The organism is Streptomyces spongiicola, from assembly GCF_003122365.1.
Lineage (GTDB): Bacteria > Actinomycetota > Actinomycetes > Streptomycetales > Streptomycetaceae > Streptomyces > Streptomyces spongiicola.
Map to the genome: position 1 here is coordinate 3809119 of NZ_CP029254.1, position 17362 is coordinate 3826480.

Annotated in this window: 17 protein-coding genes; 8 read left to right on the forward strand and 9 right to left on the reverse strand. The window is 72.8% G+C overall.

Features of this window, described 5'->3' with window-relative positions; genetic code table 11:
* The first annotated feature begins 38 nt into the window (after positions 1-38).
* Complete coding sequence (locus DDQ41_RS16715; protein WP_109295214.1) at positions 39-680, forward strand: vitamin K epoxide reductase family protein; 642 nt, start codon at positions 39-41, stop codon at positions 678-680.
* Between the two features lie 203 nt (positions 681-883).
* Here DDQ41_RS16715 and DDQ41_RS16720 read toward each other — a convergent pair whose 3' ends face one another.
* The 4 genes from DDQ41_RS16720 to DDQ41_RS16735 all read right to left on the reverse strand — a co-directional run bounded on the left by DDQ41_RS16720 (position 884) and on the right by DDQ41_RS16735 (position 4717).
* Positions 884-2167, reverse strand: a complete 1284-nt coding sequence (locus tag DDQ41_RS16720; protein ID WP_109295215.1) for a phosphoribosyltransferase family protein — start codon at positions 2165-2167, stop codon at positions 884-886.
* A 78-nt stretch (positions 2168-2245) separates the two neighbouring features.
* Positions 2246-3367 (reverse strand): sulfite oxidase, encoded by a 1122-nt coding sequence (locus DDQ41_RS16725; protein ID WP_109295216.1) that lies wholly within the window; start codon positions 3365-3367, stop codon positions 2246-2248.
* 124 nt (positions 3368-3491) lie between these two features.
* The gene (locus DDQ41_RS16730; RefSeq protein WP_262508480.1) at positions 3492-4223 is read right to left on the reverse strand and encodes a hypothetical protein; all 732 of its coding nucleotides are present in this window, start codon (positions 4221-4223) and stop codon (positions 3492-3494) included.
* A gap of 200 nt (positions 4224-4423) precedes the next feature.
* On the reverse strand, positions 4424-4717 hold the full coding sequence (locus DDQ41_RS16735) for a hypothetical protein (protein WP_262508481.1): 294 nt from the start codon (positions 4715-4717) through the stop codon (positions 4424-4426).
* Positions 4718-5107: 390 nt separating this feature from the next.
* Here DDQ41_RS16735 and DDQ41_RS16740 point away from each other — a divergent pair, with 390 nt between their 5' ends.
* From DDQ41_RS16740 to rfbD, 6 genes are all read left to right on the forward strand, one after another.
* Positions 5108-5521 carry an STAS domain-containing protein gene (locus tag DDQ41_RS16740; RefSeq protein WP_109295218.1) on the forward strand — a complete coding sequence of 138 codons (414 nt, stop codon included), beginning with the start codon at positions 5108-5110 and terminating at the stop codon, positions 5519-5521.
* A gap of 67 nt (positions 5522-5588) precedes the next feature.
* Positions 5589-6530: a glucose-1-phosphate thymidylyltransferase RfbA gene (gene rfbA, locus DDQ41_RS16745; RefSeq protein ID WP_109295219.1), complete on the forward strand. Its 942-nt coding sequence runs from the start codon at positions 5589-5591 to the stop codon at positions 6528-6530.
* A gap of 52 nt (positions 6531-6582) precedes the next feature.
* Positions 6583-7224: a dTDP-4-dehydrorhamnose 3,5-epimerase gene (gene rfbC / locus DDQ41_RS16750; protein WP_109295220.1), complete on the forward strand. Its 642-nt coding sequence runs from the start codon at positions 6583-6585 to the stop codon at positions 7222-7224.
* A gap of 278 nt (positions 7225-7502) precedes the next feature.
* On the forward strand, positions 7503-8189 hold the full coding sequence (locus DDQ41_RS32930; protein ID WP_109295221.1) for a collagen-like domain-containing protein: 687 nt from the start codon (positions 7503-7505) through the stop codon (positions 8187-8189).
* Positions 8190-8326: 137 nt separating this feature from the next.
* Positions 8327-9301, forward strand: a complete 975-nt coding sequence (gene rfbB, locus DDQ41_RS16760; RefSeq protein WP_109295222.1) for a dTDP-glucose 4,6-dehydratase — start codon at positions 8327-8329, stop codon at positions 9299-9301.
* On the forward strand, positions 9298-10200 hold the full coding sequence (gene rfbD, locus DDQ41_RS16765; protein WP_172607669.1) for a dTDP-4-dehydrorhamnose reductase: 903 nt from the start codon (positions 9298-9300) through the stop codon (positions 10198-10200). Before rfbB ends, rfbD begins: the two co-directional genes overlap by 4 nt.
* 220 nt (positions 10201-10420) lie before the next feature.
* Here the strand turns inward: rfbD and DDQ41_RS16770 are convergent, their stop codons facing one another.
* The 4 genes from DDQ41_RS16770 to DDQ41_RS16785 form a co-directional block, all read right to left on the reverse strand.
* A complete protein-coding gene (locus tag DDQ41_RS16770; RefSeq protein WP_109295223.1) occupies positions 10421-11695 on the reverse strand; it encodes a glycosyltransferase in 1275 nt (424 codons plus the stop codon).
* Positions 11696-11702: 7 nt separating this feature from the next.
* Positions 11703-12248, reverse strand: a complete 546-nt coding sequence (locus tag DDQ41_RS16775; RefSeq protein ID WP_162602698.1) for a tetratricopeptide repeat protein — start codon at positions 12246-12248, stop codon at positions 11703-11705.
* A gap of 345 nt (positions 12249-12593) precedes the next feature.
* Complete coding sequence (locus tag DDQ41_RS16780) at positions 12594-13754, reverse strand: magnesium and cobalt transport protein CorA (protein ID WP_109295225.1); 1161 nt, start codon at positions 13752-13754, stop codon at positions 12594-12596.
* Positions 13755-13972: 218 nt separating this feature from the next.
* Positions 13973-14524: a DoxX family protein gene (locus DDQ41_RS16785; RefSeq protein WP_109295226.1), complete on the reverse strand. Its 552-nt coding sequence runs from the start codon at positions 14522-14524 to the stop codon at positions 13973-13975.
* A gap of 321 nt (positions 14525-14845) precedes the next feature.
* On the opposite strand from DDQ41_RS16785, the gene DDQ41_RS16790 reads away from it, so the two are divergent.
* Positions 14846-16168, forward strand: coding sequence for a phytase (locus tag DDQ41_RS16790; protein WP_109297775.1), 1323 nt, complete (start codon positions 14846-14848; stop codon positions 16166-16168).
* A 331-nt stretch (positions 16169-16499) separates the two neighbouring features.
* Here the strand turns inward: DDQ41_RS16790 and pstB are convergent, their stop codons facing one another.
* Positions 16500-17351 carry a phosphate ABC transporter ATP-binding protein PstB gene (gene pstB / locus DDQ41_RS16795; protein ID WP_109295227.1) on the reverse strand — a complete coding sequence of 284 codons (852 nt, stop codon included), beginning with the start codon at positions 17349-17351 and terminating at the stop codon, positions 16500-16502.
* Between the last annotated feature and the right edge of the window lie 11 nt (positions 17352-17362).

Below are 17362 nucleotides of genomic sequence, written 5' to 3' on the forward strand. Positions count from 1 at the left end.
AGCCGACCGGGACCACCGGAGAGGAAGTCAGGAGAGACATGGGAACCCGAGCCAGGACGCGCGCCCCGCGCTCCGTGACGGCGTCGCACGCCGCTCCCGCGGCCGAGGTGGGCGCGAGCCGCGGCTTCGCCCTGATGCTCGTGCTCACGGGTGCGGCCGGACTGCTCGCCTCCTGGGCCATCACGCTCGACAAGTTCCGGCTGCTGGAGGATCCGGGCTTCACCCCCGGGTGCAGCCTCAATCCCGTGGTGTCGTGCGGGAGCATCATGGAGAGCGAACAGGCGGCCGTCTTCGGCTTCCCGAACCCGATGCTCGGGCTCGTCTCGTACGCCGTGGTGACCGCGGTCGGCGCCGGGCTGCTGGCGGGTGCCCGGTACCGGCGCTGGTTCTGGCTCGCGCTCAACGGGGGTGCCCTCCTCGGCGCCGTCTTCTGCACCTGGCTGCAGTTCCAGTCGCTCTACCGGATCGGTGCCCTCTGCCTGTGGTGCTGCCTCGCCTGGGTCGCCACGATCGTCCTGTTCTGCCGGGTGACCGGGCACACCGTCGGGCACCGGATGCTGCCGGCCCCGGCCCGTCTGCGGGCCGGCCTGCGGGAGTTCGGCTGGCTGCCGCCGATCGCGTGGACCGGGGCCGTCGGCATGCTGGTGCTCACCCGCTGGTGGGACTTCTGGACCAGCTGAGTTCCCGAGGTGCCGGTCCCGCGACCGTCAGGGCAGGCCGGGGAACGGGAGCGGGAGCGGCCGTTCGGCCGGGGGTGCCGGCTCTCCCGGTCCGGCCGGGCCGCTCCTCGGGCTGCTCGTCGGGCTACGGCACGGCGGGCCGGGACGGCGGGCCGGACCGCTGAACCCCCGCCGCCGGGACGCTCCCGGGCGCCACGCGGTCCCTACCCCTTCCGCGGCGCCAGGTGCACCGTGAACCAGTCGCGGGCCAGGGCCGAGACCTCTTCGAGGGCTCCCGGCTCCTCGAAGAGATGTGTCGCCCCCGGGACCACGGCCAGTCGGCACTCGCAGCGCAACGCGGACTCCGCCTGGCGGTTGAGGTCGAGAACGGTCGTGTCACGACCTCCGACTATCAGCAGCGTCGGGGCGTGCACGCCGGGCAGCCGGGAGCCTGCCAGGTCGGGTCGGCCTCCCCGCGAGACGACGGCGGCGACCTCCGGACCGGCGCTCGACGCCGCCCAGAGCGCCGCGGCGGCGCCGGTGGACGCCCCGAAGTAGCCGATGGGCCAGGGGGTGCGGGTCCGCAGCCAGCGGGTGGCCCCCGAGAGCCGGTCGGCCAGCACCGCGATGTCGAACACGTTCCGGCGGTCGGCGGCCTCCGGCTCGGTGAGCAGATCGAACAGCAGGGTGCCGAGACCGGCCGCGTTGAGGGCCTTCGCCACCGCCCGGTTCCGCGGGCTGTGCCGGCTGCTCCCGGAACCGTGGGCGAACATCACCACCGGGGCGGTGTCCTGCGGCAGGGCCAGCTCCCCTGAGAGCCGCACCCGGCCCGCCTCCGCCTCGACGTCCACGGACCTGACGGCTTCCGGGGGGTCGGCGGCCGACCGGGCCAGCAGCGCGACGACCTCCTCGTCCGGGGTCTGCGAGAAGTCCCGGTACCACTCCCCGACCGCCGAGAACGACCGCGGTGTCGACAGGCACACCACCTCGTCCGCCCGGGTACGCAGCCAGGACACCGCGTCCGGCGGTGCGACGGGCACGGCGAGCACCACCCTGGCCGCCCCCTGCGCACGGACGACCTCGCAGGCCGCCGCGGCCGTGGCCCCGGTGGCGATCCCGTCGTCCACGACGATCGCGGTCCGGCCCTCGATGCCGACGCGCGGCCGGTCCGCCCGGAACCGCCTCGCCTGCCTGCTGAGTTCGGCGGCCTCCGCGCGCTCCACGGAGGCGACGTCCTTCTCGGAGACTCGGCCCCGGTGGACGATGTCGTCGCTGATGATCCGTACGCCGCCCTCGCCGATGGCTCCGAACCCCAGCTCCCGGTGGTACGGCACGCCCAGCTTGCGCACGACGATCACGTCCAGCGGCGCGCCCAGGGCCCGCGCCACCTGGAAGGCCACCGGAACCCCGCCTCTGGGCAGCCCCAGCACCACGGGACGGGCCTCCCGCAGATGCCCGAGGGCCCCGGCGAGGCGCTGCCCCGCGTCGACGCGATCGGTGAACAGCACTGGCTCACCCCCAACAGGGGTTCTCCTTCGAACCAACCCCATGGCGGCCCCCTCCGCAAGTCGGGGCCCGGGCGGGCGTCATCCGCCCCCGGGCAGGCACTCGACCGGGATCCGCTGCACCAGGTTGTTCCCGAATCCGCCCCGGTTCCACGGCTGGTCGAGGGGCTGGGTGCGGCCGTCGCCGTCGGTGGCCCGGACGGCGAGGACATGGCTGCCGGGGGTGGCCGTCCACGCCGTGTGCCAGTGGCGCCAGGCCCAGACGCCGCCCTCCGCCGCGTCGAGCGCCGCGTCGTGCCAGGTGCGTCCGTCGTCGGTGCTGACCTCCACCCGTGTGACGGGGGCGCGGCCGGACCAGGCGCGGCCCTCCAGCCCGGTCCGGCCCGGGCGCAGCACCCGGGTGCGGGACATGAAGTCGGGGAAGCCCGGCGGGATCATCAGGGCGCGGGGCGCGATGCGGGTGACCGGCTCGCCGGGGTCGTCCGCCGCGTTCCGGTAGCGGTATGCGACCGCCTGCTGGAACCCGGTGAAGGGTGTGCCGGTCAGGCTGATGTCGCACAGCCACTTCACCTGGGCCATGCCGTACCAGCCCGGTACGACCAGCCGCACGGGATGTCCGTGCTGGGGCGGCAGCGGCTCCCCGTTCATCGCGTAGGCGACCAGCACCTCCGGGTCGCCGCCCAGGGCCACGCCCAGCGGCAGGCTGCGGCGGTAGTCCTGCTCGACGCCGCGCTCGACCCCGTGGTCGGCGCCGGTGAACACCGCCTCGACGGCGCCCGGCTCCACTCCCGCCTCCCGCAGCAGCACCCTGAGCGGGACGCCGGTCCACTCCGCGGTGCCCACCGCCTCCACCAGCCACGGCTGGCTCACCGGCCGGGGAGTGAGCCGGGCCCGCCCGTTCCCGGCGCACTCCATCGTGACGCGGAGCGTGACGGGCGGGAACGCCCTGAGGTCCGCCGGGTCCAGCCGCAGTGCCGTCCGCACCAGTCCGCCCACGGTGATCCGCCAGTCGGCGGCCACGGCTGCGGGGATGTCGTAGTGGACGAGGACGTAGTGCAGCCCGGGGGGCGTCAGCGGGTACCGGAGTGCCTCCAGCGGCATTCCGTGGTTGCGGGCGGCGAGGGCCAGCTCCTCGAGGCTGATCCCCTCGCCCGGTCCGGCGAGGCGCCCGGGAAGGCTGACGGCCGTGAGGTCCCGGTCCATGCCTCCATCCTGCGCCGAGCGCCGGCCGGCGGCAGCATCTGCGAGGGGCCCCCGCGGGCAGGCGGCGCCGTCCCGGGACGGCTGCCTCCGCCGGGCCGCGGCACCCGCGGGCGGCGGTAGGCGCTCAGGACCAGGAAGCGCTGGAGAACAGTCCGCCCAGACCGAACGATCCGGTGTCGGAGAACTCCATCGGTTCCCGGTGCCTGCGATGCCGGCCCGAATACTCCCTCGAACCGGTCGAGTAGTCCCGCGATCCGGTCGAGTAGTCCCTCGAAGGCGCCGAATGGTCCCGTGAGCCGTTCATGTAGTCCCGCGGCACGACCTGGTCGGCTTTTACGAGCTGGCCCTCCGCGGCGAGGGTCTGTACGCGCTGGAGAACCGTGCGCAGTTCCAGACCCAGTTCGTTCGCGACGACCTGGAGATCCAGCCCCGAGTGCCAGCTCCACACCAGAACGGAATCCATCGAAGGGGACCAGACGGGACCCGCCGGCTGGGCGGGCGGAACGGGCTGGACCGGTTCGGCCCAGGTCTGCTCCTCGGCCGCCGGAATCGAATAGCCGCCGGTCTGCTGGAGCGGTTGGGCGGTGGTGCAGGGGGACGCGGGCGGAGCCGGGGCCGGTGCCGCGGCCGACTCCGCCCGGGGAAAAGACGCCGGGGTCTCCGAGGTCGCCTGCGCGGGTTCCCCGCCCGTATCGGAGGACTGATCCGACATTCGTGTCAGCAGATTTGCCGCGACGGTGCGAGCGCCCTCCCGGCCGACTGTCCTGCGGGCAACCCTGACCTCGCGTTCCGGCAGGCCCATCATGCCGGCGACGGTCCCGTCGTCGCCGACGACCACCGCGAATGCGGCCAGCATCCTCGTACGATCGGCCTGGGCCTCGTCGAGTGCGCTCTGTGCGAGCCGCACCCGGTCGTCACTGGTGCAGAAGGCATTCGCAAGGACTGTGTTTCTTTCCCACAACTCACGCGGTTCCACATACGCACAAACGCTTGGCCCGGGTCCGGGACTCGCGGTTGACGAAGAATTCACACGATGAGCTCCAATGGCTCAAGTTTTCACGATTCACGGTCGTAGCCGCGAGGACGGGGATTCCCGGGCGTGTCCCGGCGCGGCCCCGGCAGGTGCGCGGCGGCGCCGTACACGGCCGGGTGGTGCCCGGTGTTGCCGGTGTTCCCGGCGGGCACCCGGGCTCCGGCCTCGGGCGGTGCCGGCAGGGGGTCGCGCTCGAGCCGGAGCATGCGGAGCGTCCGCCGGGTGTCCTCCTCGAACGCGTGGAGCGAGGTGAGCCGGTCCCACTGCGGATCGCGGGCGCCCGGCAGCATCGCGCCGCGCGCCCGCCACTCGGACACCAGTTGCCCGTACAGCGGTGTCGGGGAGGACCCGCCCGGAGCGTGACGGCGCGGCAGGGACCGCTCGGGGCCGGGACGGCGCGCCCACGCCAGGACCCCGGCGTGGGGGACCGGGGCGGCTGCCGGACCCGGGGGCCGGGGCCGGGGTGCCGGTGCGGCATCGGAAGAATTCATCGACGGCAAAACGACGTTCCGCGCCGATGGACACGTCTCCCGGCGGCGACCGCGCCGGCGGCGGTGACGGTAAATACGGAAAGCAGATCTCCGCCGCAGCCGAACGGGGCCGGTCGCAGTCACCTGTAGGGATCGTAGCCCGGGTGTATTTCCCGCTACTTTTGCGGTAGTTGTAGAGCGGCATTCGGGCGGCACACCGCGAAGGGGTACAGAGGCATGGGCGTCGCAGAGTCGGTCGCGGTGCATTCGGACAGCCGCGACCACGGCCCGTGCGGCGGTCCCGGGCGGTGGAACGACCCGCCGGCCATCTCGTACTGCCGGACCATCGACCGCACCCTGGTCATCGCGCTCAGAGGAGCGGTCGACCGGGAGAACCTCTATCCCCTGCGGTTGATGCTGACCGTCGCCGTGAAGTCGGGATACTCGCGACTCGTGGTCGACTGCGACGAAATCACCGAATGCGACCACGAGTTGCTCGAACTCTTCCTCTCCTGGAAACGCCATGACCGGAACATCGTTCTCGTCCATCCCTCCGGTGCGGTGCGCGATCTGATCGCCGCCGAGATCTCCCGGCGGCTCTTCCTCTGCGCCCTGTCGGTCCGGCACGCACTGGATCTGATGGGGAATTGACGGTGCCCGAACCGGTCTCCGTGTGGCAGGCGCGGGTGCGGCTACCGATTCGCCCTATGGTGAGGTCATGCGTGGGATTCTCCTGGCCGGCGGCACCGGCTCGCGGCTCTGGCCGCTGACCCTTTCGGTTTCCAAGCAGCTCCTGCCGGTGTTCGACAAGCCGATGATCTACTATCCGCTTTCCACTCTGGTCATGGCCGGGGTCAGCGAGATCCTCGTCATCACGGCCCCCGGGGATCGGGAGCAGTTCCGCCGGCTGCTCGGCGACGGGAGCCCACTGGGCCTCCGGATCGACTACGCCACCCAGGACGCGCCGGAAGGCATCGCCCAGGCCTTCCTGCTGGGCGCCGAATTCATCGAGGGCGAACCGGTGGCCCTGATCCTGGGCGACAACATCTTCCACGGCAGTGGTCTCGGCACCCGGCTCGCGCACGGCGGGGCGCCGAGGGGCGGCCGGGTGTTCGCCTACCAGGTCGCCAACCCCTCGGCCTACGGCGTGGTGGAGTTCGACGAACACGGCCGGGCGCTGTCGATCGAGGAGAAGCCGGCCAGGCCCAGGTCGCGGTACGCCGTGCCCGGCCTGTACTTCTACGACAACCGGGTCGTCGACATCGCGCGCGGTCTGCGCCCCAGCTCCCGTGGCGAGCTGGAGATCACCGACGTCAACCGGGAGTACCTCGAAGCCGGTGAACTGCGCGTCACCGAACTCGACCGGGGCACGGCATGGCTGGACACCGGCACCTTCGCCTCCATGGTCCAGGCATCCGAGTTCGTACGGGTGATCGAGGAGCGCCAGGGTCTCAAGGTCGGCTGCGTCGAGGAGGCGGTCTGGCGGGCCGGCCTGATCGACGACGACCAGCTCCGCGCCCTGGCGCGGCCACTGCTCAGGAGTGGCTACGGCCGGTATCTGCTGGAACTGCTCGACGGCACCCGGTGCTCCGTCGTCAACCAGCCCGGCGGCGGGCCGCGCGGGCGGGAGCCGCTGCTGCCGGAGCCCGCCGCCGTGTGACCGCGCACGGGGAGCCGTCCCCTGCGCGCCGTGTCCGAAAGGAAGGCAGGACATGAGACCGCTGGGCATCGAAGGGGCCTGGGTGGACACCCCCCGGGTGTTCGAGGACCGTAGGGGCCGCTTCCACGAGTGGTTCAGGGAGGACCGGTTCCGTGCGGTGACCGGCCACACGATGCCGCTCGGACAGGCGAACTGCTCCCGCTCGGTGCGCGGCACCCTCCGGGGCGTCCACTACGCGGCGGTCCCGCCGGGGCAGGCGAAGTACGTCACCTGTGTCAGCGGCGCCGTGCTCGACGTGGTGGTCGACCTCCGCACCGGTTCGCCGACGTTCGGCACCTGGGAAGCCGTTCGGCTCGATGACCGCGAGCACCGTGCCGTCTACCTCTCGGAGGGGCTGGGCCACGCGTTCATGGCGCTGGACGAGGACTCCACCGTGGTTTACCTCTGTTCCGAACCGTACGCGCCGGAGCGGGAGTTCGGGATCCATCCACTCGACCCCGAGCTGGCCGTCGACTGGCCCCGGGGCCTCACCCCGCGACTGTCGGACAAGGACGCGGCCGCTCCCACGCTGGCGGAGGCCGAACGGCTGGGGCTGCTGCCCTGCCACGGGGCGTGCGCCGAGTACCGCCGGCGCCTGCGGGAGGCGGAGCCCGGCAGCCGCGGGGCGGCGCCCGCGGGCGCGCCGGCCCGCTGAGTCCTTCGCCGGAGAACTGTGTGCGCGGACCCGCGGACCCGTGGACCCGCGGCCTGGCGGATCCGGCTTCGCCGCTGCTCGGGTGATCTTCGGGAGCGTCGCGAACTGCTTCGTGATCATAGGATCCCGGCGTGTGAAGGATGGTCCGTGGCGACGGGCGAAGTGACTCGTACGCGAATCGACCCGCCCCTCGAGTCCGTGCGCTTGCCGTTCGTTCACTCCCAACACTCCGTGAGGAAGGTTCTCTGGTGAGCCGTAAAACCATCCGAAGCTCCCGCATGAAGACCGTCACGATGGTCTCCGCGGGCACCCTGGCCGTGGTGCTCAACTTCGTCCCCAGCACCGCGGCCGTGGCCGACGCGATCGAGCGGTCGGGTACCGAGCACAGCCTGGGCCTGCCGGGGCCGAACGGTACCGTCACGGCCGAGGCCGACCGTGACCGGGGTCCGAGGGGCAAGCAGGGCAAGCGCGGTCCGCAGGGTCCCCAGGGCCCGCAGGGTGAGCAGGGGGACACGGGCCCGCAGGGTCCCCAGGGTGAGCAGGGCGAGCAGGGGGACACGGGCCCGCAGGGTCCCCAGGGCGAGCAGGGCGACCAGGGGGACACGGGCCCGCAGGGTCCCCAGGGCGAGCAGGGCGACCAGGGCGAGACCGGCCCGCAGGGTCCCCAGGGCGACCAGGGCGACCAGGGCGAGACCGGCCCGCAGGGCCCCCAGGGCGATTCCGGGATCTTCGGAGCCTACGTCAGGGTCGGCGAGCCGGCCCCGATCTCGGTGGTGGAGTGCGACCCCGGGGACATCGCCACGGGAGGCGGTTTCGAGGTTCCCGAGGGAGTGCCCGACGTCGTGGACGCGCAGTCGAGCGTTCCGATCGGCGACCCGCCCTTCGGCTGGCAGGTAGTGGCACAGGACCCCGTGGGGGGCAACGTCATCACCGCCTACGTGGTGTGCGCCGACACCACGCCGTGAGGGATCCGCAAAGTCCGGTCGGGCGGTGCCCCGGAGCCTCGGCTCCGGGGCACCGCCCCGCCGATCCCGCACACCGTCCCTAGGAAGCGTCTTCCAGCCAGGCCGGGAGCCCCGGCCGCGGAGAGCGGCGGAGAACCATGCGCACCCTCGTCACCGGCGGCGCCGGCTTCATCGGTTCGGAGTACGTCCGGCGGCTGCTGGACGCCGACCCGACGGCGCGCATCACGGTCCTCGACAGCCTCGCGTACTCCGGAGTCGAGGCGAACCTGGCACAGGTGGCCCGGCACCCCGGGTACCGGTTCGTCCGCGGCGACATCTGCGACCCCGACACCGTCGACCAGGTGACGGCGGGCCATGACGCCGTCGTGCACTTCGCGGCCGAGTCGCACGTGGACCGGTCGATCGAGGGGGCGGGCCCGTTCGTCCGCACCAACGTCGTCGGTACCCAGGTCCTGCTGGACGCGGCGCTCCGCCACCGCGTGGGACGGTTCCTGCACGTGTCGACGGACGAGGTGTACGGCTCCATCAGCGAGGGCTCGTGGACGGAGACGTCCCCGCTGGCGCCCAACTCGCCGTACTCCGCCTCCAAGAGCGCCGCCGACCTGCTCGTGCTCGCCTACCACCGCACGCACGGCCTGGACGCGGTCGTCACCCGGTGCACCAACAACTACGGGCCCCACCAGTTCCCCGAGAAGGTCGTCCCGCTCTTCATCACCCGCCTGATCGAGGGGCGTTCGATCCCCCTCTACGGGGACGGCCGCAACATCCGGGACTGGCTGCACGTCTCCGACCACTGCCGGGGCATCGAACTCGCCCTGCGCGGGGGGAAGGCCGGAGAGGTCTACCACATCGGCGGCGGGACCGAGGTCAGCAACCACAAGCTCACCGGACTACTGCTGGACGCCGTCGGCGCGGACTGGGACCGCGTCGAGTACGTGGCCGACCGCAAGGGCCACGACCTGCGCTACTCGCTCGACGACTCCAAGATCCGGGAGCAGCTCGGCTACGCGCCGCTGGTCCCCTTCGCCGAAGGGCTGGCCGCCACCGTCGCCTGGTACCGCGGCAACCGGTCCTGGTGGGAGCCGCTCAGGGCCCGGGCGGAGCTGCGGTGACCACCCGCTGGCTGGTCACCGGGGCGGGCGGGATGCTCGGCCGGGACATGCTGGCCGAACTCGCCGCCGACCCCGAAGCGAAGGCGACCGGGCTGACCCGAGGCGAGCTGGACATCGCCGACCGGGTGGCCGTGCACGCGGCCGCCGCCGGCCACCATGTGGTCGTCAACTGCGCCGCGTGGACGGACGTCGACGCGGCCGAGCACGCCGAGGAGGCCGCGACCGCGGTCAACGGCACCGGCGTGCGCCATCTGGCACGCGCCTGCGCGGGCAGCGGCTCCGTCCTGCTGCACGTCTCCACCGACTACGTCTTCTCCGGCGACGCCGGGCACCCGTACCCCGAGGGCGCGCCGACCGCCCCGGTCAACGCCTACGGCCGGAGCAAGCTGGCCGGGGAGCGCGCGGTGGCCGAGCTTCTGCCCGGTACCGGCTACACCGTGCGCACGGCCTGGCTGTACGGCGCCCACGGGCGCAACTTCGTCCGGACGATGCTCGAACTCGCCTGCCGGCGCCAGACGCTGGACGTGGTCGCGGACCAGCACGGCCAGCCGACATGGTCCCGCGCGCTCGCGCGGCAGCTGGCGGCGCTGGGCCGTGCCGCCCTCACCGGCCGGGCCCCGGCGGGCGTCTACCACGGCACGGCGGCCGGCCGAACCACCTGGTACGGGCTGGCCCACGAGACCTTCCGGCTGAGCGGTCTCGACCCGGAGCGGATCCGCCCGGTGGGTGCGGCGGCCTTCCCCCGGCCCGCGCCGCGGCCGGCGTTCGGGGTGCTGGGGCACGACGGCTGGTCCCGTGCCGGTGTCCCGTCCCAGCTGCGGTGGGACGACCAGCTGTCCACGGCACTGGGAACACCCGGGTTCGCGGAGCTGGCCGCGGCGGCCCGGGCGGTCGGCTGACCGCCGCGGTCCGGCGGCGTCGAGGGCACGGGACGCCCCGCCCCGCCTGGGCGGCGCCGCCGGGCGGGCACGGCGAGGGCTCCCGGCCTGAACCGCCGGGAGCCCCGGGAGCCCCGGGCGCTCCGCGCGTTCTCTGGTGGCCGGCCGCCACCGGTGGCCGGCCGTCGCCGCACCCCGCGCCCGGTCGGGGCGCGGGGAACGCCGTCCTCGGGCCGGGCGCTCAGACCTTCAGCGGCCCGCCGCAGCGGGCCGCGCCGTCCTTCATGGCGATGAGGTTGGCCACGACGTAGGAGATGCGGTTCTTGGAGTGCCAGTCGGTCGGGAAGTACGTGACCAGGCGGGAGTTCTGGAACCGTGCCTCGATCTCGGGGACGAAGGCGCGGTACTGGTTGTCGGTGTAGTACCAGAACGAGTTCTCGTTGTAGAACGCGACGTGGGTCGGGTCCTGGTAGGCGCCGCGGCCGTCGGAGCTGGGCGTCATGGTCAGGAGCATGCCGCCCGGCGCGAGCAGCCGGTACAGCTCGTTGATCAGCGGAACCTTGGCGGGCACGTGCTCCAGGAAGTCGACGGCGCGCATCAGGCCGACGGAGTCGTCCGGCAGGTCCAGCCGATCGGGCAGGGTCGCGACGATGTCCACGGCCTCCCCCGGGTACTGGTCCACGCCCAGGTAGCCGGGCGGCTTGCGGTGGGCGGCGCCGAGGTCCAGGGCGAGCAGTCCGCGGCGCTGCGTCCAGGCGAGGGCGTTGGCCTCGATGTACTTGTCGTACAGCGCCACCGTCTCGCGCTGGATGCGTGCGTTGATCTCGGGGTCGCGCTGGGTGTTCGTGGAGTGGATGCGCTGGAGGTACAGGCAGCGGTCGATGTGGTGGAAGTCCCCGGCCTGGAACAGACGGCACATCAGATCCTGGTCGTCCAGGACCGTGCGGGTGGCGTCGTATCCGCCGGCCTTGTCGTAGGCGTCCCTGCGGAAGGCGCGCACGTGGTTGGGCGCGTACCAGATGTAGGAGACGTTGTGCGGCGTCGGCGCCATCGACGTGGCGGCCAGCAGCCGGCGGCCGTCCACGTCCACGTCCTGGTACTGCCAGCCGTAGACCTCGTTGAACCGGGAGTCGTCGCGTCCGCCGTCCTCGGTGATCTGGGCCGTGTTGCTGTAGGCCAGCACGGCCTCGGGGTGCTCGTCGAACGCCTTCCCCAGCTCCGCCAGGCAGTCCCGCGCCAGGAGGTCGTCGTGGTCGAGTTCCACGAGGATCTCGCCGCGGGCGAGTTCGCACGCCCTGCGCTTGGCCGCGCCCACCCCCCTGACCTCGTCCGCGATCTCCACCCGCACTCGGTCGTCCGGTCGCTCCGGCCGCCACCGGGCGCCGTTGTTGAGCAGGACGATCCACTCCCAGTCGGAGCTGGACTGCCCTTGCAGGGTCGCCAGGCACTCGTCCAGGAAGCGGGGCCGGTGGCTGGGGGTGAAGACGGAGAACCTCGGTGTCGTGTTCGGCTTCATCTGGGGGCTACCTGCCTGGGCTCGTGGTGGGTGAGGGGCTCGGCCTCGCGGCGTCCCTGAACTTCGCGGGTACCTTGGCGTGCAGCGAGGCGTCGGCGGCGACGGCACGGCGGTAGGCTTCCTGCGCCTCGCCGTCCCGGCCCTTCCCCGCCAGCGCCTCGCCGAGCTGGAAATGGGCCGTGGAGGCTTGCGGATCGACGCTGACGGTCCGTTCCAGCAGCGTGATGGCCCGGTCGGGGTCGCTCGCCTTGACCAGCACGGCCTGGTTGAACAGGGCCGAGGTGAAGGAGGGGTCGGCCTTCAGCGCGGCGTCGTAGGCCCTGAGCGCCTCGGCGGGCCTGCCGCTCTGATGTGCGACGACGCCCACGTTGTACCAGGCGAGCTTGTTGTCCGGGTCCATCTCCAGGACCCGGCGGAAGGTGGCTTCGGCCCCGCCGAGGTCCTGGTGCCGCGCCTGCAGCAGGCCGGCCTGGAGCAGCGCTTCGGCGGTGAGTGCCGTGCGGGCGGCCGTCTCGGACGTGCCGTCCGCGGCGGTGGTTTCCGACGGGGTCATGACGGCCCACGTGGCCGTTCCGGCGGCGGCCACGGCCGCCGCGCCGACCCCCGTCCACAGTCGCCTACGTTTCACTTGGTCACATCTCATGGAGTCGGGGTGGTGATCCGGCGGGACATGCCGCTGAACCATTGCGATCGCCGCCAAAGTTACGAGGCAACCGGTATGTCGTCATTCGTGGTGGTGGCCCGGTCCGGGCACATCACCCGAACGGCACGCATCGTGCGCCGGACGGGCCGCGTCCGGGACCGAATTCCGTTGTATGAGCTGGTTATCCGGATCCGTGCTCGGTAACTCTCCCCGCCGGCCGGCCCGCTTTCGCCGCGTACGGCGACCGGGCCGGCGCTACAGCCAGTCCCGGCGTTTGAAGGCCAGGTACAGGCCGATGCACACCAGCGCCATCAGGGCGAGGGCGAAGGGGTAGCCGAAACGCCAGTCGAGTTCGGCCATGTGGTCGAAGTTCATGCCGTAGACGGTGCCGATGAGGGTGGGCGCGAAGAGGATGGCGGCCCAGCTGGAGATCTTCTTGATCTCGTTGTTCTGGGCGTGGCCGGCTTCGGCGAGCATCTTCATCTCCTCGTTCTGCGCCTGCGAGACGAGCGTCGCGTTGACGGTGAGGATGTCGCCGAGCGCCTGGCGGAAACCGTTGACCCGCTCGGCCACGGTGGTGGCGTGGTCCGCGACGTCCCGCAGGTAGCGCTGGAGCTCCTCGTCCGTGCCGTACTTCTGGAAGCCCGCCTGAAGCCCGTTCATGATCGTCAGCAGCGGCCGGGTGGCCCGCTGGAAGTCGACGACCTCGCGGGACAGCTCGTAGATCCGCCGGGAGACCCTGGGGTCGCCGCGGAAGACCTCGGTCTCGATCTCGTCGATGTCGTGCAGCAGGCCCGCGATCACCGGGGCGTAGCCGTCGACGACCGCGTCCAGGATGGCGTACAGCACCGCCTCGGGGCCGAGGGCCAGCAGCTCCGGGTCCGCCTCCAGCCGGCTGCGGACGACCGCCAGGTCCGGGGCCTGGCTGTGCCGCACGGTGAGGACGAACTCCGGGCCGACGAACACATGGATCTCGCCGAAGTCCACCTCCTCGACGTCGTCCAGGTAGCGGGCCGGGCGCAGTACGACGAACAGCGTCTTCCCGTACCGCTCCAGCTTGGGGCGCTGGTGGGCGACGATGGCGTCCTCGACGGCCAGTTCGTGCAGCCCGAACTGCCCGGCAGCCTCCCAGAGCTGGGCCGGGGAGGGCCGGAACAGCCCGATCCAGGCCATCGTGCCCGGTTCTCCGGGGAGCCTCTGGTAGATCTCCGCCAGCGACGCGGGCGTCTCCACCCGGCGCCCGTCGCGGTACAGCGCGGCGTCCACGAGGCTGCGTTCCAGCGGGGCCGGCTCCGGCGACTCGTGCTCCGCACGCGGATCCATCGACTGCTCGGGAGCGGGGTCGGCCGGCCGGGCGGGCCCGGCCCGTAGCGGCCATTTGCCCGCCCGCGCCGCGCGCGGACGCCTGTCGGACATCGCCTGCACCTCGTCTGGCGGAATTCGTTCGCTCGCCGCATATCCGGGTGATACGGCACCAACACCCTATTTCGCAGCCGCCGCGACCGCGATCACTGCCGTCCGGCCGGAGGCCGCCGTGATCCCGGTCCGGGCCGGGTCCCGTGTGATCGGTCCGGTCCGGGCCGGGGCCCGTGTGATCCCGGGCCGGTCCGGGCCGCCGACGCGGCCGCCACCGGCTACTTCAGCGCCAGGACGACGAACGCCCCCGCGAGCCCCAGGACCAGGGCGACCCCCGCCGGGGCCCAGCCGCCGTCCCGCCACGGGAAACGCGCGTCGAGCGAGAGCCGCAGCGGTCCCACGGCGGCGACGGTGAGCGCGCCGACGGCCAGGACCATCGGATAGACGAAGGCGGTGCCGGCGGCCGACCACAGGCCGATCACCGGGGCGATCGCCATGGCGCCGACCATGACCCCGACGCAGGCCGCCGCCGAGAGCGGAGTCAGCAGCCCGGCGGCAAGGCCCAGCCCGCCCAGCAACTCGGCGACCCCCGCCAGGCCCGCGTAGAAGACGCCGGGGTCCCAGCCGAGCTGGGAGAAGCCCCGGCCCGCCCCGTCCAGGCCGGGGCCGTCGAACCAGCCGAACAGCTTCTGCGCCCCGTGCCCTGCCAGGACCAGGCCGACGGCCAGCCGCAGCAGCAGCACGCCGGCGTCGGCCGCGCCCACCGCGAAGGACGACGTGGCCCCGTCGGGGCCCCCGGAATGCCGGACACGCCCGGTCGGGAGTTTCATGGTGGTGTCACCTCCTGCGCCGATGCCGCAGATCCCGGGGCCGCCGAGACGGTTCTCCGGGGCGGGCCGTCGGCACGGTCGGGCGGAAAGCGGTCGTGGGGCACACACCGGTGGATTTCGCGCCTCACCATCGATACTGCCCTTCCCCGCGAAGGTCGGCCATGTGCACGGACGTGCGCCCGGGACCGTGCGTCCGGGACCGTGCGCCGGACATGTTCGCGGCGTGCTCACCCGAGGGCCGTGCGCCGGACGCCGGGCCGTCACCGGCCGCCTCCACCCTCAACGAGAAGTCGTCATGTCCCCGACATGAAGGAGGGCGTGGTGAGCAGACATCCTCCCCGCCGGCCGGCCGCCGCCGTCCTGGGCGTGGTCCTCGTGGCCGCCGCCGCCCTCCCGGCCGCCGCGCACACCTCCGCAGCACCCGCCGAACCCACCGCCTCCACCCTGCCGGCCGTCACCCCCACCGCCGAGACGCCCACGCTCTACGACGACGAGGCGGGCGGCAACGCCGACGCCGACGACCCGGCGATCTGGCGCAACCCCACCGACCCCGCCCGCAGCCTGGTGATCGCGACGGCCAAGCAGGGCGGACTTCGGGTGTACGACCTCGACGCGCGGCCGGTGCAGTCGATCGCGGCGCCCGCGCCCGCCGGCCCGGGCGACGCACCCGGCCGGTTCAACAACGTGGACCTCGTGCACGGACTGCGCCTGCCGTCCGGCCGCGCCGACCTCGCGGTCACCAGCGACCGCGGGCACGACCGCCTGCGCATCCACCGCATCGACCCCGAACGCCACGGCGGCCCCCTCACCGACATCACCGACCACGCCGCGCCGCCGGTCTTCTCCCGCGACCAGGACGAGATCAACGAGCAGCGGACCGCCTACGGCCTCGCCACCTGGACCGACCGGGGCAGCGGCCGCTCCTACGCCCTGGTGAGCCGGCGGGCGAGCACCGAGGTCGCGCTACTGGAACTGCGGCCGACGGCCGCGGGCACCGTCACCTACCGCACGGTCCGCACCCTCGCGCTGCCCTCCTCCTTCCGCCTGCCCGACGGCACCGCCTGGACGCCCTGCGGTGAGCCCGGCGACGCCCCCCAGGTCGAGGGCATGGCCGTCGACCCTGCCGACGGAACGCTCTACGCAGGCCAGGAGGACGTCGGGATCTGGCGGGTGCGGGCCGATCTCACCGGCACGCCCCGGCTCGTCGACAAGGTCCGGGAGTACGGCGTCCCCGCCGCCTACGACGAGAGGACCGGGGAGTGCGTCGCGGGGGCCGACCCCGGTTTCGGCGGCACACACCTCTCCGCCGACGTCGAGGGGCTGACCCTGCTCACCGGGCCCGGTGGCGACGGCTACCTCCTGGCGTCGAGTCAGGGTGACGACGGCTTCGCCCTCTACGACCGCGGGGCGGACGAGCGCAACGCGTACGAGGGCGGCTTCCGCGTCACCGCCGCCTCGCCCGCCCTCGACGGCGCCGAGGAGAGCGACGGCGCGGCGGCGCTCGACGCACCGCTCGGCGCGAGGTACCCGAACGGCCTGCTCGTCGTGCAGGACGGGCACGACACACCGGGGGACGGCGACCGCGGGGCCACCGGCTTCACGTTCGTGGACCTCGGCGCCGTCAAGAAGCGCGCCGGCCTCTGACACGGCAGCGGCCGTACGCCCGGCGGGGACCGCCCCGGCGGGCACCCCACCCGGGTTGCCCGCCGACCCCCGCAACGGCACACCAGGCCGTGGATCGCGCGGGGCCCGGTCCCCGCAGCGGTGCCGCGCTACGGGACGGAGCCGCAGCCGTACGCAGCCGTACGCACCCGGCTGCCTCTGTCTGCGCCCGGCTGCTCGTGTCCCTCGTCTGCCTGTGTCTGCCTGCGTCGGTCTGTGCCCGTGTGCTTGTGTCCGGGTGTGTTCGAGTCTGTATGCGTCTGTATGCGTCTGTATGCGTCCGTGCGCGGGCGTACTCGGATCCGGTGGCCCGTCAGCCGAAGCGGCCGGAGATGTAGTCCTCCGTGCGCTGGTCGGACGGGTTGCTGAAGAGCATGCCCGTCTCGTCGAACTCGATCAGCCGGCCGTGGCGCACCCCGTCCCGGTCGACCTCCGAGCCGAAGAACGCGGTCCGCTCCGAGACCCGGGCGGCCTGCTGCATGTTGTGGGTGACGACGACGATGGTGAACTGCCGGGCCAGGCGCTCCATGAGGTCCTCGATCTTCGCCGTGGCGATCGGGTCCAGGGAGGAGCACGGCTCGTCCATCAGGATCACCTCCGGCTCGACGGCGATGGTCCGGGCGATGCACAGCCGCTGCTGCTGCCCGCCCGACAGGGCCAGCGCCGGGGTCCTGAGCTTGTCCTTGACCTCGTCCCACAGTGCCGCGTGGGTCAGGGTCTCCTCGACGAGGTCGTCCAGGTCTCCCCTGAAGCCGCCGATCCGGGGGCCGTAGGCGATGTTGTCGTAGACGGACTTGGGGAACGGGTTCGGTTTCTGGAAGACCATGCCGATGCGGCGGCGTACTTCGATGGGGTCGACCTCCCGGCCGTAGAGGTCCTCGTTGTGGTAGCGGACCTTGCCGACCACGCGGGCGTCCGGCAGCAGGTCGTTCATCCGGTTGAAGCAGCGCAGCACGGTGGACTTGCCGCAGCCCGAGGGGCCGATCATCGCCGTGATCTGGCGGGCCCCGATGTTCATGTTGACGTCGCGCACGGCCTCGTGGTCGCCGTAGAACACGGACAGGCCGCCGACCTCGAAGACCGTCTCGGACGGCGGTGGGGCGGCGAGGTGGACCGGCCGCGGCGGAGGGGTGCCGCCGGGTCCGTGACCGGGAGGGGGGTTCATGGGGCTTCCTC

Bases quoted from the DNA above. Each gene is read 5' to 3' on its own strand.
- DDQ41_RS16715 (WP_109295214.1), top strand. From the start codon at position 39: ATGGGAACCCGAGCCAGGACGCGCGCCCCGCGCTCCGTGACGGCGTCG.
- DDQ41_RS16730 (WP_262508480.1), bottom strand. From the start codon at position 4,223: ATGCTGGCCGCATTCGCGGTGGTCGTCGGCGACGACGGGACCGTCGCC.
- rfbA (WP_109295219.1), top strand. From the start codon at position 5,589: ATGCGTGGGATTCTCCTGGCCGGCGGCACCGGCTCGCGGCTCTGGCCG.
- DDQ41_RS16740 (WP_109295218.1), top strand. From the start codon at position 5,108: ATGGGCGTCGCAGAGTCGGTCGCGGTGCATTCGGACAGCCGCGACCAC.
- DDQ41_RS16785 (WP_109295226.1), bottom strand. From the start codon at position 14,524: ATGAAACTCCCGACCGGGCGTGTCCGGCATTCCGGGGGCCCCGACGGG.
- DDQ41_RS16780 (WP_109295225.1), bottom strand. From the start codon at position 13,754: ATGTCCGACAGGCGTCCGCGCGCGGCGCGGGCGGGCAAATGGCCGCTA.
- rfbB (WP_109295222.1), top strand. From the start codon at position 8,327: ATGCGCACCCTCGTCACCGGCGGCGCCGGCTTCATCGGTTCGGAGTAC.
- DDQ41_RS16770 (WP_109295223.1), bottom strand. From the start codon at position 11,695: ATGAAGCCGAACACGACACCGAGGTTCTCCGTCTTCACCCCCAGCCAC.
- DDQ41_RS32930 (WP_109295221.1), top strand. From the start codon at position 7,503: ATGAAGACCGTCACGATGGTCTCCGCGGGCACCCTGGCCGTGGTGCTC.
- rfbC (WP_109295220.1), top strand. From the start codon at position 6,583: ATGAGACCGCTGGGCATCGAAGGGGCCTGGGTGGACACCCCCCGGGTG.
- pstB (WP_109295227.1), bottom strand. From the start codon at position 17,351: ATGAACCCCCCTCCCGGTCACGGACCCGGCGGCACCCCTCCGCCGCGG.
- DDQ41_RS16775 (WP_162602698.1), bottom strand. From the start codon at position 12,248: ATGACCCCGTCGGAAACCACCGCCGCGGACGGCACGTCCGAGACGGCC.
- DDQ41_RS16725 (WP_109295216.1), bottom strand. From the start codon at position 3,367: ATGGACCGGGACCTCACGGCCGTCAGCCTTCCCGGGCGCCTCGCCGGA.